This window comes from Pseudorhizobium halotolerans (assembly GCF_902153235.2).
Lineage (GTDB): Bacteria > Pseudomonadota > Alphaproteobacteria > Rhizobiales > Rhizobiaceae > Neorhizobium > Neorhizobium flavum.
The window spans coordinates 381,035-401,572 of sequence record NZ_CABFWE030000016.1; the positions used below are offsets into that span (position 1 = coordinate 381,035).

A 20,538-nucleotide genomic window follows, 5' to 3' on the forward strand; every position below is an offset into this window, starting at 1 on the left:
TCCCATCATTCAGAATGGCCGGACGCTGCAGCTTTTGCTTCCGCAGGCGTTGCCGGCGCGCATCCAAGGACCAGTCATGGCAAAAAGAGCCAATCTCATGACCCGCATCCTCGTCGCGGCCTCCGTGGTCGTCGTCGTCGCACTCGCCGGGTTCTCCTTCCACATCAATTCCATCCAGCACGCCTCAGTGACCAAGTCGGTCGAGGACAGCATCTCCTCTGCCGGCGGGCAGGCGTCGCAGGCGCTTGCCAACTGGATGAACGGTCGCGTCGTGCTGACCAACATGGTCGCCGATGCCGTGAGCCGGAATCCGGATGCGGTCACCGCAGTCTTGGATAACCAGGTGCTGACCAAGGAGTTTTCGAGCACCTATTTCGGTGATACCGCCGGCACGTTCACCATGTGGCCGAACCTGCCGATGCCGGCCGACTATGATCCGCGCCAGCGGCCCTGGTACAAAGATGCGGTGGCCTCCGGCAGCGTCGTCCTCACGGAGCCCTATGTCGATGCCTCCAGTGGAGACCTCGTGGTCAGCGCCGCCGTGCCCGTGAACCGTGAGGGCGCCCTGGCCGGCGTCGTCGGTAGCGACTTCTCGTTGCAGAGCATCGTTGCGATGGTCAAGTCGATCGATCTTGGCGTCCCAGCCACCGCCTTCCTGGTAAACAAGGCAGGGACCGTGCTCATTCATCCGGAGGCCTCCCTTGTCATGAAGACGCTGGCTGATGTCTTCCCGCAGGACACGCCGGCCACCGGAGCGACGATGGTGGAGGCCACCTTCGGCGGCCGCAACGTCCTGGTCAGTTTCGTTCCGGTCGCCGGTCTTCCCTCCGTGGAGTGGTATCTAGGCTTCGCCGTCGATGCCGAAGCGGCCTATGCGTCGCTAACAGCCTTCCAGACGGCTGCGGTCATTGCCACAGTGCTCGCGGTCGCCTTGATGATAGGCGCCATGGCCTGGATGTTGAGCCGTCTCGTGGTGCGTCCGGTGACAGACATGACCCATGCCATGGAACGTCTTGCCGCTGGAGATCTGACGGTCGCCATCCCTGGCGAAGATCGTCGTGACCAGATCGGCGCCATGGCTGCCGCGGTGTCCGTCTTCCGCACCAACGCTCTGGAGCGGGAACGCCTGGAAGGCGAGGCCGAAGAGGGGCGTCGCCTCAGCGATGCCGAGCGCCGCGAGCGGGAAGCGCAGAAGGCGCATGATCAGGCCGAGGCGGAGCGGGCGGTGAAGGCACTTGCCGAAGCGCTCGGCGCTCTTGCAGATGGCAATCTTTCCCATCGCATCGAAGTGCCCTTCGCTGCTCACATCGACCGTCTCCGCACCGACTACAACGCGGCCGTCACGCAGTTGCAGTCAGCCTTGCAGGCGGTCGGCTCGAATGCCCGGACGATTGATGCCGGCGCCGAGGAGATCCGTGTTGCCGCCGATGGTCTCGCCCGCCGGACCGAACAGCAGGCGGCCTCCGTCGAGGAGACTGCAGCGGCTCTGGAAGAGATCACCACCACCGTGCGCGACACGGCGCATCGCGCCGAAGAGGTTGGCACGCTGGTATCCCGCGCACGCGATGGCGCCGAACATTCCGGTGCAGTCGTCTCCAAGGCGGTTGCGGCGATGACGGAGATCGAGGACTCTTCCGGCAAGATCTCCAACATCATTGGCGTCATCGACGACATCGCCTTCCAGACCAACCTTCTGGCACTCAACGCCGGCGTCGAAGCGGCACGTGCAGGCGAGGCCGGCAAAGGGTTCGCTGTCGTTGCCCAGGAGGTCCGTGAACTCGCCCAGCGTTCTGCCCAGGCAGCAAAGGAAATCGAGGCGCTCATCACGGCCTCGAACACCCAGGTGCGTTCGGGCGTGACGCTGGTGGCCCAGACGGGAGACGCCTTGCAGGCGATCGTTTCGCAGGTCCAGGAAATCAGCCGCCATGTCGGCGCGATCGTAACGGCGACGCGCGAACAGTCGACCGGTCTGTTGGAGATCAACAACGCGGTCAATGCCATGGATCAGGGCACGCAGCAGAATGCCGCGATGGTCGAGGAACAGACGGCCGCCAGCCATAGCCTTGCGGCAGAAGCCGCCAAGCTGATGGAACTGCTCGCCCGCTTCAACCTCGGGATGACGGCCCAGGCCGGCACATCGACGCATGGCAGGCGCAGGGCGGCGTAATTTTCCGCCACGCATGGAATCCGGAAAGGCCGCGGCAGGAAGGACTGCCGCGGCCTGTCGCATTCATGAGCCGAGAGGGTTGATGTCTCCGACGAAGCGGATGAGGTCTGCCATGGTGAAATGACCCTCCTGTTCGCAGGTCAGTTCCGGCTTCCAGTTTGAGCGCTTCCAGAGGAAGGATTCCTCGTCGCCATGGACCATGCCGAGAAAGGTCTCGGCGATGATGGTAGACGCCATGGGCCCCAGTCGCCTGCCGTCATGATGGTGCTGTGCTTCCTTGAGCACATAGTACCAGAGCGGCGTTGCCTCATGCAGGCCGTGCTCCCTCGCAACTTCGCCGTCCGGCCCGGTGGCGATCTCCTCCGGTGACATCGGCTCGATCTGCATCGCCCGACAGACGTCCTGTCCGGACGGCAGGCCGATCTGGACGCCGCGCCGCAGGTTGCGGAAGGCAAGATTCGCATCCCGTCTTTGCTGCTCCGTCGGATCCTCCCGCAGGCCCGGCAGCGTGTGGAGCGACGGTGCAATGAAGGGATCGAGTTTGCGCGAGAAGTTGAAGGCGAAATCCTCACCACCCTGGCCTGCCACGTCGAAGAACCGCCGCCAGTCGATCACCCAGTTCGAGGGCAGCATATGCTGGGGATTGGGTGGAAAGGCTTCCGCGTCCGGAGCCAGTTCTCCGACGATCTTGCCGGACTTGCCGGTAAAGAAGAACAGAGCCTGCAGCGTTCCGTTTGCGATACTCGGGCTGCCCGGATGGAAGGCGCGATTGTGGCTGTAGGTTTCGCGAACCATGGAATGGCCCAACCGGTAGCAGGCCGCCGCAAACTCCGCCGGCATGTAGGGGCGCTTCTTGAACCGGTAGAAGCGCCGCCCCTCCCTCTTGATGCGGGTGATCAGGCCCGGCTCCGTCAGCCGCTCGACGAAGTCGAAGAGGACGATCCACTGGTAATGCCATGTTACGATCCGGCGGGCCTCATGGAAAAGCGCCATCCCCTGAAGCGAGGGCTGCCTCTCCTTCAACCAGTAGACGACAGCGTTGTGAAACCTCAGCATCAGCAGATGCGTCTGTGACACGAGAAGGTTTTCGTCGTTGCGCTCGTCGAAGATCAGCGCATGGCCGACCTGGTTGCGCGGCAGGTCATGCCGGAGCGACTGGATCGGTTCGTTCTTCTCATTGTTTGACGCACCCGTATGCCCGATGAGGAACGTTTGAGTGATCTCGAATGTCGTGGGATCCCGCTGGTAAAGGTAGGGGTGGATACCGGGTCCATCTCCGTAGAGTGAGTCGAGATCGAGCGCGGGCGTCCGGAAATTGTCCGTAGCCTTGGGATCGGCCTTCTGCTGGTCGAGTGGCGTCGTGTCCAGCGTGATGTCGTGGTCGATGAATTGGCCGAGATAGGTATAGCCGGCGGGTATAGCCTCGTTGTCACCGGCGGGATCCGGATCCACTCCCACGTCGCCGTGGTCGCGCATCGCCTGGGCGAGTTCAAACAGCGCGTCGTCGCCGACGTGGAGCGGCAACAGGTCCGGAAACATCACCCCGAATTTGCCGGGGTCGCCGATCCCGTTGAAGGAGTGCAACGCCTCTCGCTTCATGCCCCGCACACCATGTCCATGCATCGCAATGTCAGTCATGATTTCCCCTCCTTCTGCAATCTCCGATTTTCCGGGTTCTGGAATAATCGCCATGATTGCATTGAGGGGTCTCGGATACAACCAACCGCATGTTCAATCTGCGGATGCGTGAAGTTGTGAGGCTTGCGGTATTCAGCGGTGCAGAAGCGCGACTGCTTCCACATGAGGTGACCAGAGGAACTGGTCTACGGGGGTTACCGATCGGATCTCGTAGCCTTGATCGACTAGTAGCCTGAGGTCGCGCGCCAAGGTGAGGGGATTGCAGCTCACCGCCGCCACCTTCTTCACGCCGGCGCGCGCCAGTTCGCTGACCTGCGCCTCGGCACCCGCCCGTGGCGGATCGAAGACGACGGCATCATAGACCTTCAGCTCCTGCGCCGTGAGCGGCCGGCGGAAGAGGTCGCGCTTCTCCACGGTCACGGGCTTGAGGCCCTGGGTGGTGCGGGCTGCGAGGTCGAGCGCCCTGAGTGGCTTGTCCTCGCTCTCGACGGCATGCACCCGCGCCGTCCGCGCCAGGCGCAGAGCAAATGTCCCGGAACCCGCGAACAGGTCGAGCACGCGCTTCGCCTTGCCGACATGGGCAAGCACGAGAGCGGCCATCGCATCCTCCGCCTCCTTCGTCGCCTGCATGAAAGCCCCGGGCGGCGGCGTCACCAGCGCGCCGCCGAAGTCGACCAGCGGTTTGTGGGGCTCGACGAGGATCTCGCCGTTGACCGAGACACGGGCGATGGCGCTGAGCCGCATCACCGTCTCGATTGCCGCACGCCGTCGTTTCTCGTCGAGGGGCTTCACGCCCTCGGCCGCCACATCCAGACCGGCAAGGGTTTCCAGCACGGTCAGGCGAAAGCTCTCCGAACCACCGGTAAGGGCAGCTGCAATCGAGCGCAGGGCATCCAGTTGCGCCATGATCGCAGGGGCTGCAACGGGACACTCCTCAACGGAGACTATGTGGTTCGTCTCGACGCGATTGAAGCCGAGCAGGAGACCCTTGTCCGTCCGGCGGGCTGAGAACACCGTTCGGCGGCGCTGCCCGAGATCACAGGTGACGAGCGGCTCGACATGCGGCGTAAGGCCCTTGCTTCGCAACGCCTCCACCACGAGATTGCGTTTGAACTCGCGGTAGGGTTGCTTTGCAAGATGCTGCAACGAGCAACCGCCGCAGGCGTCGCGGTCAGGATCGAAGTGGCGACAGAGGGGCGCAACCCGATCCCGGGATGAGATCGCTGTCGAAAGAAGTGTTCCATGGCTGCCGTTGCGGGCAATCGCTACCGTCTCGCCCGGCAGGGCATGTGGCACGTAGACCGGTCCTTCGGCCGTGTTGGCTATCCCGTGTCCGTGGGCGCCGAGCCGATTGATGGTTACCGTCAGCGTACTCATGTCTCTTTCGTCCCTGCCAGCAGGTATTCCTGATTGCCGTCACCGCCGGCGATGGGGGAGGGGATGAGCCCGAGGCTCCGCCAGCCGATCTCTTCCGTCAGCCAGGTCTCCAGCGTTGCAGCGACCGCGGGGCCGCTATCGGGCTCCTTCAGGAGGCCGCCCTTGCCGATCGCCTCGCGACCGGCCTCGAACTGCGGCTTGACCAGAAGCACGCATATGGCCTTCGGCTCCGCCAGTTTCAATGCCGGCGGCAGTGCGAGCCTGAGCGAAATGAAGGAAACGTCGGAGACGATGAAGTCGATCGGTCGTCGGTCCAGATCATCGGCACAAAGCGCACGGGCGTTGAGGCCTTCGATGTTCGTCACTCGCGGATCGTCCGCAAGGGAGGGGTGCATCTGGCCGTGCCCGACATCGATCGCCGTCACATGCGCTGCCCCCCGCTGCAGCAGAACCTGCGTGAACCCTCCAGTCGAGGCGCCGACGTCGAGACAGCTGCGGCCGGCGGGATCGAGGCGGAAGTGATCCAGTGCTGCCACCAGCTTCAGGGCCGCCCGGGAAACGTAGTCCTGCGCGGGGTCGTCGATCTCGACCGCCGCATCTTCGGGAAAAGTCTGACCAGGCTTGCTGACGATCTGGCCGTTCACCTTCACTGTGCCGCGCACGATCGCGTCCCGGGCACGGGAACGGCTGCAGAACAGGCCGAGAGATAGAAGAAGTTGATCGAGCCGTTGCGGCGGATGACTGGGCATGCCTCCTCCTTGGGACCCTTTCGCGCGCGATGCAAGCGGTGCGACCGCCCGCGGCGTCAAAGGTCGCACGAAATATCAATCGAATTTTAAGCCGCATCCGGTTGAGTGTTGGGAGCGCCATCCTCCGGCGCTGCTGTCTCCCGACTGCCCGAAATGACTTCGGCTCGTTCGAATTCGTTACATACTCACGCACGGGAAGCCCATGTCGCTCAAGAATCTGTCCCTCAACAAGAAGCTCATCGGCACATTCTTCGCGGTGATGTCCGTCTGCCTGCTCGCTTCTGCGGTCGTGTTCTGGCAGGTCGTGAAATCCACGCGCGCCTCCGAAGACCAGGCGCAGGCGCAGGAAATCCTGCATCACGTCGACAACGCTCTCGAAGCCATGCTTGAGCAGGCCGTCAACCAGCGCGGCTTCCTGCTTTTCCGCAGCGACAGCACCTATAACGAAGTCTTCGCCCAGCGCGACAAGATGATCGCCGCAATCGACGAGGCCAAGAAGGCAGCCGTCGGACAACCGGGCCTGATCGCATCGCTCGACCAGATGAGGGCAGCCGCGGACGTTTTCCACGCGCAACTGAGCGAGCCGCAGCTTGCCGCGCGCAAGAGCACCGAGGCGCCGATCGAGGAGATCATCGAGATCGGCAGGAACCAGTCGAGGGGCCAGCTCGATGCGTTCCGGGAAAGCGCTGCCAAGATCAAGCAGGATGCCGGCGCGCTGGTCGCGTCTCTGCAGGCGAACCAGAAGAGCGCCCAGTGGGACATCATGCTGGCGCTGCTCTTCGGTGGCGCCGCGGCAGGTCTGATCGCAACCGGGCTGGTATGGGCCCTGTCGCGGGCGATCGTCACCCCTATCGTTGGCATGACCCGGGCGATGACCCAGCTCGCCGCGGGCAACAACAATATCGAGGTGCCAGCGCTTGGACGCGGTGACGAGGTCGGCGAAATGGCCGATGCCGTTGCCGTCTTCAAGGATGCGGCCATCGAGAAGATCCGTCTCGAGCAGGAAAGCGAAGCAATACGGGCGGCTGCCGATCGCGAACGGATAAGCAATGACGAGATCAAGGCGCAGGAATCCGGACAACTGGAGTTTGCGGTGAACACCCTTGCGGCAGGGCTTTCCAGCCTGGCCAACGGCGACGTGGCTTATCGTATCGACACGCCCTTCACCGGCAATCTCGATCGCCTGCGTGTGGACTTCAACGAGGCTGTCTCCAAGCTTCAGGCAGCGCTGCAGTCGGTTGGCGCCAATGCCGCCGCAATCAATGCTGGCGCCGAGGAAGTGCGCACGGCCGCCGATGATCTGGCGCGCCGCACCGAACAGCAGGCGGCTTCCGTCGAGGAAACGGCAGCGGCTCTGGAAGAGGTTACCACGACCGTCAAGGATGCCGCAAAGCGCGCCGAGGATGTGGGCCAACGCGTGGAGCGCGCCCGCGTTGGCGCCGAGAAGTCCGGCGAAGTCGTTCGCAAGGCGGTCTCCGCCATGGAGCAAATCTCCAAATCTTCCAGCGAGATCATCAACATCATCAGCGTTATCGACGACATCGCCTTCCAGACCAACCTGCTCGCGCTCAATGCCGGCGTCGAGGCTGCCCGGGCTGGAGACGCTGGCAAGGGTTTCGCGGTCGTGGCGCAGGAAGTCCGTGAACTCGCCCAGCGCTCTGCCAATGCGGCGAAGGAGATCAAGTCGCTGATCACCACATCGGGCGAGCACGTGGACTCGGGCGTCGCCCTGGTTGGCGAGACCGGCAAGGCGCTGGAGGCGATCGTCGGCGAGGTTCAGGAGATCAACGAGCACATCAAGGCGATCGTCATCTCCACTCGCGAGCAGTCCACTGGTCTCCAGGAGATCAATGTCGCCGTCAACACGATGGACCAGGGCACGCAGCAGAATGCTGCCATGGTGGAGCAGCAGACGGCAGCCAGCCATTCGCTGGCGAGTGAGGCGGAGTCCCTGAACTCGCTGCTGCGTCAGTTCAACCTCGGCGGGCAGGTGACGGGTCGCTCTGCGGGCGGTGCGGCGACTACGTCGTCCAGACCGACAGCCCCGAAACCGGCTGTTTCGACGGCCGCTCCTCAGCGCGTCGTTCCAGCAGCTACCAAGCCAACGGTTCAGTCGGTCCCGGGCCGAAAGCCTGCTGCCGCGACACCGGCCTCGCGTCCCGCTCCCTCGCCGGCCAGCGCCCTGCACGGGAAGCTTTCGGCAGCCTTTGGCGGCGGCTCCGCTGCAGCGAAGCCCAGCGAGGACAACTGGGAGGAGTTCTGACGCCTCGCGGGCAGTCGGAAAAAAGAAACGGCCGGGTCATCCCGGCCGTTTTCGTTTTAACGAAAGGGAAGAGCGCAATGTCACCCGGCAGCGCCAAGTCCCAGTCCCTTTTGCCCGAGGGCGTTGAAGACGGTGGTGACGATCCCGGCGCGATCGAGTCCTGCCTTTGCATACATCGCGTCCGGGCTCGCCTGCTCCATCCACACATCCGGCAGCACCATCGGCCTGACCTTGAGCCCCTGGTCAAGCAGCCCTTCCGTGGCCAGGAAGTGCAGGACATGGGCGCCGAAGCCGCCGAGGGCCCCCTCTTCGATGGTGATAAGCACGTCATGATGGCGCGCAAGTTGGCGGATGAGGTCGTGATCGAGCGGCTTGGCGAAGCGGGCGTCCGCCACGGTTGTCGACAGGCCGGCCGCATCGAGGTCCTCGGCCGCCAGCAGACAGTCTTTCAGACGCGTTCCGAAGCAAAGCAGCGCGACCTTGGAGCCTTCCTTGACGATCCGGCCCTTGCCGATCTCCAGGATCTGGCCCCGTTCCGGTAGCTCGACGCCGACGCCTTCGCCGCGCGGGTAACGGAAGGAGATCGGCCCCTCGTCATAGGCCGCAGCTGTCCGCACCATGTGCTTGAGCTCCGCCTCGTCGGCGGCCGCCATCACCACCATGCCGGGCAAGGTGGCGAGGAAGGTCGTGTCGAAGGAGCCGGCATGGGTTGGGCCGTCGGCGCCGACAAAACCCGCCCGGTCGATCGGGAAGCGGACCGGCAGGCCCTGGATCGCCACGTCATGAACGACCTGGTCATAGCCGCGCTGCAGGAACGTGGAATAGAGTGCGCAGAACGGTTTGAAGCCTTCCGCCGCGAGGCCGGCAGCGAATGTTACCGCATGCTGCTCTGCAATGCCGACGTCGAAGGTCCGCGAGGGGAACACCTCGGCCAGCTTGTCGATGCCGGTGCCGTTCGGCATGGCGGCGGTGATGCCGACGATCTTCTCGTCGAACCTTGCCTCCTGCACCAGCGACTCGCCGAAGACGCTCGTGTAGCTCGGCGCATTGGGTTTGGCCTTGGCCTGTGTGCCGGTAATGACGTCGAACTTGTTGACGCCGTGGTACTTGTCGGCGGCTGCCTCCGCCGGGGGGTAGCCCTTGCCTTTCTGGGTGCAGACATGAATGAGCACCGGTCCCTGTCCGTTGTCGCGGACATTGCGCAGCACCGGGAGAAGATGTTCGAAGGAGTGACCGTCGATCGGGCCGATATGGTAGAAGCCCATCTCTTCGAACATGGTGCCGCCGGTCACATAGCCGCGAGCATGCTCCACCGCGCGGGTGATGGCGCGGTCGAAGCCCTTGCCGAGATAGGCCGTCAGTTTCTTGCCGATCTCCCGCACGCCCATATAAGTGCGTCCGGAGGCCAAGCGCGCGAGATAGGCGCTCATCGCACCCGTCGGCGGCGCGATCGACATGTCGTTGTCGTTGAGGATGACGATCAGGCGTGCGTCGAGGGCCCCGGCATTATTAAGCGCTTCATAGGCCATGCCGGCCGACATCGCTCCGTCGCCGATCACCGCGATTACGTGCCGTTTCGACCCGGAGAGGTCGGCGGCCACCGCCATCCCAAGGCCTGCTGAAATCGAGGTCGATGAATGGGCGGCCCCGAACGGGTCGTAGTCGCTCTCGGCGCGGCGGGTGAAGCCGGAGAGCCCGTTCTCCTGGCGCAGTGTGCGAATCCGGTCGCGGCGCCCCGTCAGAATCTTGTGCGGGTAGCACTGGTGTCCCACATCGAAGATCAGCCGGTCGTCCGGCGTGTTGAAGACCTTGTGGATAGCGATGGTCAGTTCTACCACGCCAAGTCCGGCCCCCAGATGGCCACCTGTCTTAGACACCGCATCGATCATCTCGTCCCGCACCTCGCGTGCGAGTTGCGGCAGGTCGCGATCCTCGATCATCCTGAGGTCGGCCGGGAACTTGACCGCATCGAGCAGGGGAGTCTGGGGAAGAGATGTCACGGAGTCTGGCCTTTTCTGCTCTTTCCGGAAGTGCTTGTCCCTCAAAATGAGGAGGAACGAGGCTTTTTCAAGTAAATGCCTTAGCGGATTTCACATATTGGGCAAGGGCACAAACTCTTCTTCGTCTCCCGGCACGATGTCGAAGCGTCCGGTTCGCCACTCTTCCTTCGCCTTCTCGATCCTGTCACGCGAGGAGGAGACAAAGTTCCACCAGATATAGCGCTTGGAGTTGAGTGCGGCACCGCCGACGAGCATCAGGTGGCAGCCCTGTGGGCCTGCTTCGAGGGTGATCTCGTCACCGGGGCGGAAGACGAGCAACTGGTCTGCGGCGAACCCGTCGCCCGCCACGTTGAGCTCGCCGGAAAGGATGTAGACCGCTCGCTCCTCGTGGGCTGCCGGAAAGGGAAAGCGCCGGGCCGGCGCGAGACGGAGATCCACGTAGAGCGTGTCGGTGAAGACCGGAACCGGCGATGAGAGGCCGGCGAAGTTACCAATCACCACCCGGCCGCTCGCTCCATCACTGTCGATCGCCGGCATGGCTTCGAAACCGGTATGGGAGAAGGCGGGGTCGATCTCCTCCCGGTCATCTGGCAGGGCGAGCCAGGTCTGCAGACCGGAGACGGAGAGCGGTCGCCCGCGCAGGTTCTCCGGCGTCCGCTCCGAATGGACGATCCCGCGTCCTGCCGTCATCAGGTTGATGTCGCCCGGCCGGATCACCAGTTCGGTGCCGAGACTGTCGCGGTGCTTGATCTCACCGTCGAAGAGGTAGGTGACGGTGGAAAGGCCGATATGCGGATGCGGCTTGACGTCGAGGGCTTCACCGGCGCGCAGCAGCGCCGGGCCCATGCGGTCGAAGAAGATGAAGGGGCCGACGAGGCGACGCTGACGGCTCGGCAGCGCGCGGCGGACAGCAAAGCCGCCGATGTCGCTCGATCGCGGGATGATCAGGTTCTCGATGGCGTCGCAGGCAAAGCGATCGCCGGCTTGTGGATCTGTTCCGGGGAAGAAGGACATGGCGGGCTCCTGTAGCGGAACCGTAGCGGAAAGCAGCCGTCTTTGCCAGTTTGGCGCGTTGGTAAGGGGAAGGCTTAGCTCGCGCCGCCGATCATGCGGCTCCATTGTTCGCCCGCCAGTCCATTGAGGAAGGCGTCACCGGATCTGGCCTTTTCCAGAAGAGCTTCATCGCGGGAATGGACGATGCTGGACCCGGTGTTGACGAGTGCTAGGCGGCGGCCGAGCATGGCGTTCATGAATGCCGGTTGCATGCGACCCCGCACGAGACTGGCGCCCCGTGCCGCCGCATCGACCAGGACCGCATCGAGGACCGGTCCTTCCTGCCCCGGCAGGGCAAGAAGCTGCAGGACCCGGGCAGTGGAGCCCGGCCGAACATGGTAGAAGCTGGCACCGATTGCCGTCTGTCTCCGGTCGAACATGCCGACGATGACAGCTTCACCGTAAGCCGGCTTTGTCATCGCCTGGCGGGCCAGTCGGGCGGTTTCTTCTGCTGGCCAGGCGGGCCGTAGCGAAAAGTGCCGGGTACAGGTCCCGAAGATGTCGGCGAACTCTTCCGGCTCGATGGTTCGTGTCGTCACCGCCTTCTGGTCGTTCGGAAAAGCCGCCCAGCGAAGCGGATCGGTCTGGACACGGCTGCGAACACGGCGACCCGCCATCCGGGCCAGAGGTTTCAGATGGCTGAGGAACGAAAGGCGGCACCCGGCACCATCCAGCAGCGCCATCGCCGGGTCGACGATGCGGACCCAGTCCAGGCTGTGTTGGGGAAGTGCCAAGCCGCCCAGGCCCCGCCACATGCGCAGGGAAACATCGCTGGCGGTATCGGTAAAGGAAAGGTCTTGGGGTCCCTCCAGCGCTGCCTTCAGCAGCTTGGCACCGGAAAGTGGTCCGGTTCTTTCCGCATCGACCATAATGGAGCTGCAGAGCGCCATGCGGAGCGGCCTGTCGTCGAGCGTCATGGCCAGCACGTGCCGCCCGATGAAGCCGCTCAGCGCTCCATCGTCCTCGACATGCACCAGGGATGGCAGTTCCGGGGCGCAGGCCTCGTCATCGAGATAGACGGCGCGGATATCCGCAAGCAAAGCGGCGGGTGGCGGCGTGTTCTGCCGGCGAAAGACGCGCTGGAAGAGCGCTGCCACGGCTCCAGCGTCACTCTCCGTCAGTGCTCGTATCCTGCCCATTTGGCTCCCGCGCCCGGATGTCTGCGCTGCAGCCTTAGGGCGTGAACCTCAAGAACGGGTTGACACCCGCTGATGAATTCCTGGTTATGGTGAAGATGACGTTATGGCTTCCCTGAAGGCTGGGTGCAGGGTTCAAGGACGACCGCGTCGCCGGCCGCGGCTCCGAGCTCCATGCAGCCACTGTCGTGGCAGAGCGTCCATCCCCTTCCGGTCGCGCCGGAGGCTGCAAGTGAGATCCGTTGCTGGGGCGCCAGTCCCGGCTCCCAGACCCACCAGCCTTCTCGCAATACGGCGTCAGGCCCGGGCTCCATGCCCGCCCCCGATCCCTTCACGGCAGCTTCCGCGAGTTCCAGCCCCGCCGGCGTCAGCTCCCAGTGCTCCCGCCATTCCGTCTTCTCGACGGAATGTGTCCAGGACAGGGTGAAGGCGGAGATGACAAGCGCGATGGTCTTGCCGCCCGCCAGCACGCAGAGGCTCACGGTACGGCGACAGGAGGCGACGATCGCCGCGCCCGCAGCCAGTGCTGACCCACCATGATGATGCCGAGCGCCCAGCCGAGTTCGTCGGTCCAGGGAAGGGCGAGCACGACGGAGGCCCCGGCAGCGAAGGCCAGAACCCGCTCCCACATCGCCAGCGGAGCGAAGAGGAAGCCTACGACGGCAACGCCCCAGAGGGCGATGCCGAAGCAGGCCTTGACGAAGATGTAGGCCACCTCCACGGGATATCCCCAGGCCGCGGCGATCGGCCCGGCATCCTGCAGCATCAGGGCCGGCGTGTAGACCGCCATGAAGGGCACGATGAAGCCCGCTGCTGCAAGCTTGGTGGCCTGGATCGATATCTTCAATCCCGATGTCTTGGCCATCGGCGCCGCGGCAAAGCAGGCGAGCGCCACCGGCGGCGTCAGGTCGGCCATGATCCCGAAATAGAAGACGAACATGTGGGAGACGAGAAGCGGCACACCGAGTTCCAGCAGGGCAGGGCCCGCGAGGGACGAGGTGATGATGTAGTTCGGGATGGTCGGGATGCCCATGCCGAGAATGAGGCACGTGATCATCGTCAGCACCAGCGACAGGAACAGGTTGTCCTCCCCCACCCGGATGATGAAGCCGATGAAGGTCGAGGCAATGCCGGTCAGGGTCAGCGTGCCGATGACGATGCCGACGATGGCGCAGGCGATGCCGACAGGCAGCGCGTTCTTTGCCCCTTCCGCCATGGCGTCGCGGCAGATCCCGAGAGTCTCGCGGCCTCCCTTGACGAAGAAGCAGGCGGCAATGAGTGCGAGGATCACGAGCGCCAGGAAGTTTACGCCGAACTTCAGGAAGGATGCGGCAGCAAGACCCACCGCCAGCCAGAACACCAGCCGGAAGACGAAGGGGCCGATCGACGCGGCTAGCGGCATGCCGAGGATCAGCACGACCACCAGCGCCAGTCCCATCGTGCCTGCGAAGATCGGCGTGTAGCCGGCAAATAGCAGATAGACGAGGACGGCGAGCGGCAGGACCAGGGGCCAGTGTTCCCTGACTGCATGCCAGGGATTAGGCAGTTCCGCCCTGTCCATGCCGCGCAGACCGGCCTTGCCGGCTTCCAGGAACACGGTCCAGAAGCAGACCCCGAAATAGAGAATGGCAGGGATCAGGGCCGCCTTGACGATGTCCGCATAGGGCACGTTCAGCGTCTCGGCCATGATGAAGGCAACCGCGCCCATCACCGGCGGCATGATCTGTCCGCCCATGGAGGAGGTCGCCTCCACCCCGCCAGCGAAGGACGAGCGGAAGCCAAACCGCTTCATCAGGGGAATGGTGAACTGGCCGCTGGCCACAACATTGGCGACGCCGGAGCCGGAAATCGTACCCATCAGCGCCGAGGACATCACGCAGACCTGCGCGGGCCCACCGCGCCAGGTGCCGACCAGTCCAAGTGCAAAATCATTGAACAGCGCCAGCATGCCGGCGCGCTCCAGGAAGGCTGCGAAGACGACGAAGATGAAGATATAGGCCGCGGAGACATAGATGGGCGTGCCGTAGATGCCTTCGGTGCCGAAGCCGAAATGCTCGACGATCAGTTCGAAATCGTAGCCGCGATGGATGAAGGGCGGCGGAAAATACTGGCCGAAGAAGCAATAGGCGAGGAAAATGGCGGCAATGATCGTCAGCGGCAGCCCCATCAGTCGCCGCGCACCTTCGAAGACCAGCACGATCATCACCGTCGCGACGGTCAGGTCGAGCGGCGTATGGAACCCGCTGCGCAGAATGAGTTGCTCGTAGAAGACCCAGTTGTAGATGCCGGTCAGGAAGCCGAGGATCCCGAGCGACCAGAACCAGACCTTCCCGGCCTTCGTCTTAGCGACTAGGTTGCCGAAGAGCACGAAGCCCAGCAACAGAAGGAAGCCCACATGCATGGCCCTTACGACCTGGCTCGGCAGAGTGCCGTAGGCGGCGGTCCAGAGCTGGAACAGCGAGAAGGTAAAGGCGATCCAGAAGGCGATCCGGCCGGCCATGCCGCTGCCGAAGCCAGAAGGCAGGCCCTCGATTGCCTCTTCCGCACTATGCGGGGCAGGCTTGCTCTCCACTGCTGCAAGATCGCTCATTCGTTCCTCGTCACCCGAAAGCTGAAACAGAAATCCCCGCGGCTGCTTTCACAGCCACGGGGATCGATGCGTTCCTGACCTTACTGCATCAGCCCGGCTTCTTTGTAGTAGCGCTCAGCGCCGGGATGAAGCGGAACGGGCATGCCGTCGAGCGCCTTCTTCGGGTCAATTGCCTTTGCCGCAGCGTGCGATGCTGCGAGGCGGTCGAGGTTCTCGAACAGCAGTTTCGTCATCTGATAGGCGGTCTCTTCCGAAACCCCCTCATGGGTGATGAGGAAGTTGCCGACGGCTGCCGTCGGAACGTCTTCGGTCTGGCCGTCATAGGTGCCGGCGGGGATGGTCACCGCCATATAGGGGGCGCCGATCTTTTCGACATCCGCCGCCGGAACGGCAACTACGTTGATCGGCAAGGAGGTTGCGAGGTCGCGGATCGAGGCAACCCCGAGGCCGGCCGACTGCAGTGTCGCGTCGAGCTGGCGGTTCTTGATCAGTTCAACGGATTCCGCAAACGGGAGGTATTCTGTCTTGCCGAGGTCCTCATATGACATGCCTGCAGCTTCGAAGATCGCCCGGGCATTCAGCTCCGTTCCGGACTTCGGTGCGCCGACGGACAGGCTCTTGCCCTTCAGGTCGGCCAGCGACTTCACGCCCGACTCCTGGCTGGCGACGATCTGGATGTAGTTCGGATAGATCGCTGCGATACCGCGCAGCTTGTCGAGCTTGCCGGGGAACCCTGCCTCGGTGTTGCCTTCCCAGCCCATCTGGACGGAGTCACCGAGCGCGAAGCCGATCTCTCCGCGGCCGGCCTGCAGCAGGTTGAGGTTTTCGACGGATGCCTTGGTTGCTTGCACCTGTGTGCGGACGCCCTCGATCTTCTCGCCATAGATTTCCGAAAGAGCGACGCCCAGCGGATAGTAGACGCCCGAGGTGCCGCCGGTCAGTACGTTGATGAACTCCTGCGCCCTGGCTCCCGTGGATGCGAAAGTGGCGGAAACCGCCAGGGTGGCGGCGAGCACGAGGTTGATTTTGCTTGATTTCACGATTGTTCCTCCCAAAGCCATCGTCAGCAGACGCTAAACATGCGGAACTGGAAGGGGGTCGTCAATCGCTTTGTGCCCGAAGTGGGGCAAACTTCTTACAAGCTTGAACTAATGCCGTGTTCACTCGCCGTCGAGGGGTTCCACGCCCTGCGGTTTGCCTGCTCGGTCGAGGCGGATTTTCTCGATTCGGTTCTCTGCCGCGGCAAGAAGTTTCTCGCAGTGTTTCTTCAAGGCTTCGCCGCGTTCGTAGATGGCGATGGACTCGTCCAGCGCCACGTCACCCCGTTCCAGCCGCGCAACGATGCTCTCGAGCTCCGCTACGGCCTTCTCGAAGGTGTAGCCGCTGACGTCGATGGTTTCCGCGGTCTCGGTCATGTTCAGCCCTTCATCAGTCTGCAGATGTGCAGCCCGGCTGATTCCGCCAAGCCTTCCAGATCATAGCCACCCTCCAGCAGGCTGATAAGCCGGTTCCCGGCATATTTCCCCGCTAGTTCCATGAGACGCCCGGTCGCCCAGTCGAAATCGTCGCCGACGAGGTTGATCTGCGCCAGCGGGTCTCGATGATGCGCGTCAAACCCGGCCGAGATGATCAGGAAGTCGGGGCGAAAGTTCTCAAGCGCGGGTATCACGCGGCTCTTGAACGCTTCCCGGAAATGCTCACTGGCGGAATCCTTTTCCAGCGGTGCGTTGACAATATTACCCTTCGTGCCGGTCTCGTCCTTCGCGCCCGTCCACGGATAGAGCGGCATCTGATGGGTGGAGCAGAACAGCACGGATGGGTCATCCCAGAAGATGTCCTGCGTTCCGTTGCCATGATGGACGTCCCAGTCGACGATCGCCACCCGCTCCACGCCATAGGTCTTCTGTGCGTGACGTGCGGCAATCGCGGCGTTGTTGAAAAGGCAGAAGCCCATCGCTTTGGTCTTTTCGGCGTGATGGCCCGGAGGGCGCGCAGCAACGAAGACATTGTCGGCGGCACCAGTGAACACGTCATCCACGGCTGCCGTGGCCGCACCGACGCCGGTCAGCGCCGCCTCCAGGCTTCGTGGACCGACGTAGGTATCGGCCTCGATCTGGTGAACCTCGTCCTCTTCCGGGATCTCGCGCACCACCGCCCGCAGGTGCTCCTCGGGATGGGCAAGCAGCACCGCATCCTCGCTTGCCTGCGGCGCCTTCTTCCGGTCCAGCTTCTCGAAATTGGGATGCTGGAGCGCGATAGCCAGCGAACGCAGCCGGTCGGCGCGTTCCGGATGACCTTCCGGCGTCCGGTGCTCCAGGAAGATGTCGTGTTCGTAAAGGCGGGTGGACATTCGGACCCTCGTATTCCGGTTTGCCACGAGATGGCGCAGATCACGCTCCATTTCAAGCAACTGCGCAGCCGCGCTTGTTTGAGGGCAAAGAATGGGCTTACATGATCAGGTCATGCCTGGAAGGTGCCGTGGATAGACAGCCCGCAGATTTCATCGAGTTTCAGGTCCCGTTCCGGGACGTCGACATGCATGGCGAGATGTTCAAGTCGGCTTACGTCGCGAGGGCGGAGGAAGCGCTGGCCTCCTTCTGGAAGCGGCGCCCGGCGGCGGCAGACGAACTCCATTTCACGGTCGGCAAGATCACCTGCAGCTTCCACGCCGCCCTGCGCCTGCACGATCAGGTTCGGATGGATGTTCATGTCAGCAAGATTGGCGGCAAGTCTGCCGGTTTCCTGGTTCGCATGGTCCGGGACGGCGAAAGCGACGCGGCGGCCGAGGCAGAGATCCTCTGGATTGCCTGCGATCGCCAGAACAAGGAGCCCGTCGCGCTCCCAGAGGACCTGAGGGACTGGCTATACGAGTTTCTGGATTAGTCTCTCGGCGACCTGCGAGCAGAACCCCGCGCGCCCTGGTTCAGCCGCCTGAGAAAACCGTTGACTCGGTATACAATCGACATCAAGATCACCAGCAGGGCGCCGTGTTGGGAGGCATCAGCGCCCGTGAAATATCCTGATACATAAATAGTTTACACACTGCGTAGGTCTCGCTGCGCGTGGCCTATGCATGATGCCGTGATCATTCTGGGAGGAAGTCATGAAGCATCTGATATCGTCCACGGCCATGCTCATGGTCACGACGACCCTGGCATATGCACAGACCCCGGCCGTGCCTGACAACCTGGAAAAGCTGTCGAATTTCCAAAGCACCGGCACGACCGAATTCACCGTCATTGAACAGAAGGGCGAGTTCGCCGACGGGGTCAAGAAGAACCTTGAGCGCATCAAGCTGCCCGAGGGGTTCAAGATCGAGCTCTACGCCATCGTGCCCGATGCACGTCACATGGCGGTTGGACCGCAGGGGATTGTTACGTTCGTAGGGACGAGGAAGGACAAGGTCTGGGCCGTCACCGATCGCAACAAGGATCGTGTTGCCGACGAGGTGAAGGACTTCGCGCCATCGCTGCAGTTCTCGATCCCCAACGGCCCCTGCTTCTCGAAGGACGGGTTCCTCTACATCGCGGAGCAGAACCGTGTCCTGCTGTTCCCGGCTGCGGAGTTCTTCTACGAGAGCCCGGACGTCGCTGCGTTCAACCTCGTGAAGAAGGGCGAGTTGATCCCGCCGGAGCATGAGAGCTTCAACCACACGGCGCGTGTCTGCAAGATTGGTCCCGATGGCAAGATCTACATCTCGCTGGGCCAGCCGTTCAACGTTGCGCCTGCGGAGAGCCTCGATACCTTCAAGGAGCACGGTATCGGCGGCATCATCCGCATGAACACCGACGGGACCGGACGGGAGGTCTATACCTACGGCATCCGCAATTCCGTAGGGCATGACTTCCATCCGGTGACGGGTGAACTCTGGTTCACCGATAACCAGGTGGACGGCATGGGCGATGACATCCCCCCGGGCGAGATCAACCGGCAGACGGAAGCCGGCCAGAACTTCGGCCATCCGTGGTATGGTGGCGGCTCCATCCGCACTACGGAATATGAAGGGCAGGAGGTCCCGGTCGAGGTTGTGATGCCGGCCGTCGAAATGGACGCGCATGCCGCAGACCTGGGGATGACATTCTACACCGGCAACATGTTCCCGGCGCGGTACAAGAACGCGATCTTCTCCGCACAGCACGGATCCTGGAACCGTACGACCCCGATCGGCGCCCGCGTGATGGTCACCTTCATCGATGAGGAAGGAAAGGCCACGAGCGAGGTCTTCGCGGAAGGCTGGATCGACGAGAACGGCGAGTATCTCGGTCGTCCGGTTGACGTCGCGCAGTTGCGCGATGGCTCTCTGCTGGTCTCCGATGACCTCGCCGGCGCCCTCTACCGCATCTCCTATGAGGGCAATTGATGCGAAGCGTGATGCTGGCATTCCTGGGTGGGGTTCTCCTCACCCAGGGCACGGTAGCCGGGGCGCAGGAACTCGCGGGCGATGTCGAAGCGGGTCGGAAGAAAGCCGGGATGTGCCGCACCTGCCACGGGATTGACGGGGTGGGCCGCATTCCGATCGCCCCCCATATCGGCGGCGAGAGTGCCGCATACCTGTCGCGGCAGCTTGCGGCCTTCCGCGACGGTACCCGCACCCACGAGATGATGTCCGTCGTGGCGAAGGGGCTTGATGATCAGGCGATCGCGGATCTTGCGGCCTGGTATTCGGCCCAGCAAGCGAGCGCGTCGCTGCCTTCGGACAAGAATGAAGACATGGCGCCCGCGGCCTGTGTCTCCTGTCATGGAGCGGATGGACTGGCGACCATCGACGATGCTCCGAATCTTGCCGGGGAGAATGCGATCTACATCGACACGCAGTTGAAGGCTTTCCGCAGCGGCAAGCGCAAGCACGAGATCATGTCGGAGATCGCTGCGGGCCTGAGCGACGCAGAAATCAGGGCCGTCGCCGACTGGTATGCCGGAACGAAGCTCGAGGTCGTTCCGGTAAAGTGAGGTGGGCGCAGGCGGATCGGATTATCGCCCACCTCATTCGATCAGGCTCTGGCCGGCAGCAGCGGATATCCGGCCATGACCGCGCGGCCGGCAAGCGCGGCCACGACTGCCTTCACGACATCGCCCGGGATGAAGGCCATGGATCCGAGGAAGGCCTTGGTAAAGCCCAGGCCGGAAACAAGTGCCAGATAGCTTATGCCGAAGACGTAGAGCACGACGACGCCGCCCGCCACGGCGGCTGCGAAGAAGCCGGCTGTCTGCAGCATGGCGCTCTGCGAACTGCGGACGAACCGTTCCGACAGATAGCCGGTTACGAAGGCAGCGAACACCCAGCCGATCAGGAAGCCGGTTGTCGGCGCAGCGAAGACGGCAAGACCACCGCGTCCACCCGAGAGTACCGGCAGGCCGATGGCGGCAAGCAGCAGGACCAGCAGCACGGCGATGGTCCCGCGGCGCGCCCCCAGGATTACGCCGGAAAGCATCACGCCCATCGATTGTGCGGTGATCGGCACTGGGATGAAACCGAGCATGATTGGCGGCAAGAGGCCAAGCGCTACGATGATGGCGGCGAAGAGGGCTGCGAGAACGAGATCGCGACTGCTCATATGGAAGCTC

The 20,538-nt window shown here is 63.3% G+C and carries 17 protein-coding genes; 5 read left to right on the forward strand and 12 right to left on the reverse strand.

The annotated features are described in order from the left end of the window. Nucleotides 1–76: 76 nt before the first annotated feature. Complete coding sequence (mcpU, locus tag FN060_RS22125) at nucleotides 77–2,167, forward strand: methyl-accepting chemotaxis protein McpU (protein WP_142590066.1); 2,091 nt, start codon at nucleotides 77–79, stop codon at nucleotides 2,165–2,167. A 63-nt stretch (nucleotides 2,168–2,230) separates the two neighbouring features. Here mcpU and FN060_RS22130 read toward each other — a convergent pair whose 3' ends face one another. The 3 genes from FN060_RS22130 to FN060_RS22140 form a co-directional block, all read right to left on the reverse strand. Beyond that, nucleotides 2,231–3,805 (reverse strand): peroxidase family protein, encoded by a 1,575-nt coding sequence (locus tag FN060_RS22130; protein WP_142590067.1) that lies wholly within the window; start codon nucleotides 3,803–3,805, stop codon nucleotides 2,231–2,233. A 132-nt stretch (nucleotides 3,806–3,937) separates the two neighbouring features. Further along, entirely contained in the window at nucleotides 3,938–5,182 is a 1,245-nt protein-coding gene (locus tag FN060_RS22135; RefSeq protein ID WP_142590068.1) for a class I SAM-dependent RNA methyltransferase, read from the reverse strand. Further along, nucleotides 5,179–5,931 carry a TlyA family RNA methyltransferase gene (locus FN060_RS22140; protein ID WP_142590069.1) on the reverse strand — a complete coding sequence of 251 codons (753 nt, stop codon included), beginning with the start codon at nucleotides 5,929–5,931 and terminating at the stop codon, nucleotides 5,179–5,181. Before FN060_RS22140 ends, FN060_RS22135 begins: the two co-directional genes overlap by 4 nt. A 202-nt stretch (nucleotides 5,932–6,133) precedes the next feature. Here FN060_RS22140 and FN060_RS22145 point away from each other — a divergent pair, with 202 nt between their 5' ends. Beyond that, nucleotides 6,134–8,194, forward strand: a complete 2,061-nt coding sequence (locus tag FN060_RS22145; RefSeq protein ID WP_142590070.1) for a methyl-accepting chemotaxis protein — start codon at nucleotides 6,134–6,136, stop codon at nucleotides 8,192–8,194. Between the two features lie 80 nt (nucleotides 8,195–8,274). On the opposite strand, the gene dxs is transcribed toward FN060_RS22145, so the two are convergent. From dxs to FN060_RS22185, 8 genes are all read right to left on the reverse strand, one after another. Continuing rightward, a complete protein-coding gene (gene dxs / locus FN060_RS22150) occupies nucleotides 8,275–10,194 on the reverse strand; it encodes a 1-deoxy-D-xylulose-5-phosphate synthase (protein ID WP_142590071.1) in 1,920 nt (639 codons plus the stop codon). A 90-nt stretch (nucleotides 10,195–10,284) separates the two neighbouring features. After that, on the reverse strand, nucleotides 10,285–11,208 hold the full coding sequence (locus tag FN060_RS22155; RefSeq protein WP_077548127.1) for a pirin family protein: 924 nt from the start codon (nucleotides 11,206–11,208) through the stop codon (nucleotides 10,285–10,287). Between the two features lie 74 nt (nucleotides 11,209–11,282). After that, nucleotides 11,283–12,386: a GNAT family N-acetyltransferase gene (locus FN060_RS22160; RefSeq protein WP_139346227.1), complete on the reverse strand. Its 1,104-nt coding sequence runs from the start codon at nucleotides 12,384–12,386 to the stop codon at nucleotides 11,283–11,285. Between the two features lie 101 nt (nucleotides 12,387–12,487). Next, the gene (locus FN060_RS22165) at nucleotides 12,488–12,865 is read right to left on the reverse strand and encodes a DUF1850 domain-containing protein (protein WP_142590072.1); all 378 of its coding nucleotides are present in this window, start codon (nucleotides 12,863–12,865) and stop codon (nucleotides 12,488–12,490) included. Then, nucleotides 12,862–14,973, reverse strand: coding sequence for a TRAP transporter permease (locus FN060_RS22170; RefSeq protein ID WP_142590073.1), 2,112 nt, complete (start codon nucleotides 14,971–14,973; stop codon nucleotides 12,862–12,864). The genes FN060_RS22165 and FN060_RS22170 overlap by 4 nt, the downstream gene beginning before the upstream one ends. An 80-nt stretch (nucleotides 14,974–15,053) precedes the next feature. Further along, nucleotides 15,054–15,998 carry a TAXI family TRAP transporter solute-binding subunit gene (locus FN060_RS22175; protein ID WP_413243652.1) on the reverse strand — a complete coding sequence of 315 codons (945 nt, stop codon included), beginning with the start codon at nucleotides 15,996–15,998 and terminating at the stop codon, nucleotides 15,054–15,056. Between the two features lie 135 nt (nucleotides 15,999–16,133). Next, nucleotides 16,134–16,388, reverse strand: a complete 255-nt coding sequence (locus FN060_RS22180; RefSeq protein WP_077548122.1) for an exodeoxyribonuclease VII small subunit — start codon at nucleotides 16,386–16,388, stop codon at nucleotides 16,134–16,136. A 2-nt stretch (nucleotides 16,389–16,390) separates the two neighbouring features. Further along, nucleotides 16,391–17,323, reverse strand: a complete 933-nt coding sequence (locus FN060_RS22185; RefSeq protein WP_142590074.1) for a histone deacetylase family protein — start codon at nucleotides 17,321–17,323, stop codon at nucleotides 16,391–16,393. A 128-nt stretch (nucleotides 17,324–17,451) separates the two neighbouring features. Here FN060_RS22185 and FN060_RS22190 point away from each other — a divergent pair, with 128 nt between their 5' ends. From FN060_RS22190 to FN060_RS22200, 3 genes are all read left to right on the forward strand, one after another. Continuing rightward, nucleotides 17,452–17,856, forward strand: coding sequence for an acyl-CoA thioesterase (locus FN060_RS22190; protein ID WP_235864257.1), 405 nt, complete (start codon nucleotides 17,452–17,454; stop codon nucleotides 17,854–17,856). Between the two features lie 220 nt (nucleotides 17,857–18,076). Continuing rightward, nucleotides 18,077–19,333 (forward strand): PQQ-dependent sugar dehydrogenase, encoded by a 1,257-nt coding sequence (locus tag FN060_RS22195; RefSeq protein ID WP_077548120.1) that lies wholly within the window; start codon nucleotides 18,077–18,079, stop codon nucleotides 19,331–19,333. After that, nucleotides 19,333–19,923 carry a c-type cytochrome gene (locus tag FN060_RS22200; RefSeq protein WP_077548119.1) on the forward strand — a complete coding sequence of 197 codons (591 nt, stop codon included), beginning with the start codon at nucleotides 19,333–19,335 and terminating at the stop codon, nucleotides 19,921–19,923. The genes FN060_RS22195 and FN060_RS22200 overlap by 1 nt, the downstream gene beginning before the upstream one ends. Before the next feature lie 41 nt (nucleotides 19,924–19,964). Here the strand turns inward: FN060_RS22200 and FN060_RS22205 are convergent, their stop codons facing one another. Continuing rightward, nucleotides 19,965–20,528, reverse strand: a complete 564-nt coding sequence (locus tag FN060_RS22205; RefSeq protein WP_142590075.1) for a biotin transporter BioY — start codon at nucleotides 20,526–20,528, stop codon at nucleotides 19,965–19,967. Nucleotides 20,529–20,538 lie beyond the last annotated feature (10 nt).